1 protein-coding gene is annotated in these 1996 nt (G+C 70.5%); it reads left to right on the top strand.

The window, feature by feature from the left end; genetic code table 11:
- Positions 1–211: 211 nt before the first annotated feature.
- Positions 212–1966 carry a chitinase gene (locus SSBG_RS28100; RefSeq protein WP_008749432.1) on the top strand — a complete coding sequence of 585 codons (1755 nt, stop codon included), beginning with the start codon at positions 212–214 and terminating at the stop codon, positions 1964–1966.
- Positions 1967–1996: the final 30 nt, after the last annotated feature.

Here is a 1996-nt window from a genome sequence, read left to right as displayed (position 1 = left end):
CCCGTGCCATGCCGCCCGTGCCATGCCGTCCCGTGCCATGCAGCGCCGCCCCGTGCCGTGCGGGGTGCCCCGCGGAGGGCGGAGGGCCGCCAGAGGTCTTGACAACTTGATTGGTCTGGACCACCCTCACCTCAGACGGTGGCCACCGTTCCACGAGCAGGCAAGGCAGTACCCCTGTTTTCCTCCTATCTCCCCCATTTCGGAGGCAGTTGTGGAACGTACTTCGTCCCCGTCGTCCGGCAGACCCGGTGTCCTCCGCCGGTCCCCCTCCCCCGCCCGATGGCGGCGCCTCTTCCGGGGCGGCGCTCTCGCCGGCACGGCCGCGCTCCTGCTGAGCGGCCTCGCCGTCGGCACCGCGCAGGCCGCCGACGTCAACAACGCGCAGAACGCGGGCTTCGAGTCCGGCCTCGCGGGCTGGACCTGTACCAACGGCACGACGGTCGGCTCGCCCACGCACGGCGGCGCCGCCGCCCTCAAGGGCAGTCCCACCGCCTCGGACACCGGCCAGTGCGCCCAGACGGTGAAGGTGAAGCCCGACTCGACGTACACGCTGAGCGCCTGGGTACAGGGCTCCTACGTCTACCTCGGCGCGAGCGGCACCGGCACCACGGACGTGTCCACCTGGACCCCGGGCTCCTCCGGCTGGTCGCAGCTGACGACCACCTTCAAGACCGGCGCGAGCACCAGCTCCGTCCAGGTCTACCTGCACGGCTGGTACGGGCAGGCCGCCTATCTCGCCGACGACGTCTCGGTGTTCGGCCCCGACGGGGGCGGCGGCGGGGGCACCACGCCGAGCGTGCCGGGCGCCCCGGGCGGGCTCGCGGCGGGCGCGGCGAGCGCCACGTCGATCCCGCTGAGCTGGAACCCGGTCTCCAACGCGACGAGTTATAACGTCTACCGGGACGGCACGAAGGTGCAGTCGGTCACCGGCGCCTCCGCGACCGTCACCGGGCTCACCGCGGCGACGACGTACAGCTTCCAGGTCACTGCCGTGAACGCGGCGGGCGAGTCCCCGAAGTCGGCGGCGGTCTCGGCCACCACCACCTCCGGCGGCGGCAACCCGCCCGGTGGCGGCGGGAACGTCCCCAAGCACGCCGTCACGGGCTACTGGCAGAACTTCGACAACGGCGCGGCCGTGCAGACGATCGCGCAGGTGCCGTCCCAGTACGACATCATCGCGGTCTCCTTCGCGGACGCGACCTCCACCCCCGGCGCGGTCTCCTTCACGCTCGACTCGGCCGGGCTCAAGGGCTACACCGTCGACCAGTTCAAGGCCGACATCCGCGCCAAGCAGGCGGCGGGCAAGAAGGTCATCATCTCGGTGGGCGGCCAGAACGGCACCGTATCGGTCACCAACAGCGCCTCGGCGACGAACTTCGCCAACTCGCTGTACTCGCTCATGCAGACCTACGGCTTCGACGGGGTCGACATCGACCTGGAGAACGGGGTCAACGCGACGTACATGTCGCAGGCCCTGCGCGCCCTCTCCGCGAAGGCGGGCAGCTCCCTCGTCATCACGATGGCTCCGCAGACCATCGACATGCAGTCCACCTCGGCCGAGTACTTCAAGACGGCGCTGAACATCAAGGACATCCTCACCGTCGTCAACATGCAGTACTACAACAGCGGTTCGATGCTCGGCTGTGACGGCAAGGTGTACAGCCAGGGCTCGGTGGACTTCCTCACCGCGCTCGCCTGCATCCAGCTCGAAGGCGGCCTGGCCCCCTCGCAGGTGGGCCTCGGCGTCCCCGCCTCGACGCGCGGCGCGGGCAGCGGCTACGTCTCCCCGGCGATCGTCAACAACGCCCTCGACTGCCTTTCCAAGGGCACCGGCTGCGGTTCCTTCAAGCCCTCCAGGACCTACCCGGACCTGCGCGGCGCGATGACCTGGTCCACGAACTGGGACGCGACGGCGGGCAACGCCTGGAGCAACGCGGTGGGCCCGCACGTCCACGCGATGCCCTGACGGGCACGGCACGCGGCACGGAGTACGGGG

The organism is Streptomyces sp. SPB074 (assembly GCF_000154905.1).
Taxonomy (GTDB): Bacteria; Actinomycetota; Actinomycetes; order Streptomycetales; family Streptomycetaceae; genus Streptomyces.
This window is presented reverse-complemented; position numbering and strand designations above follow the sequence as displayed.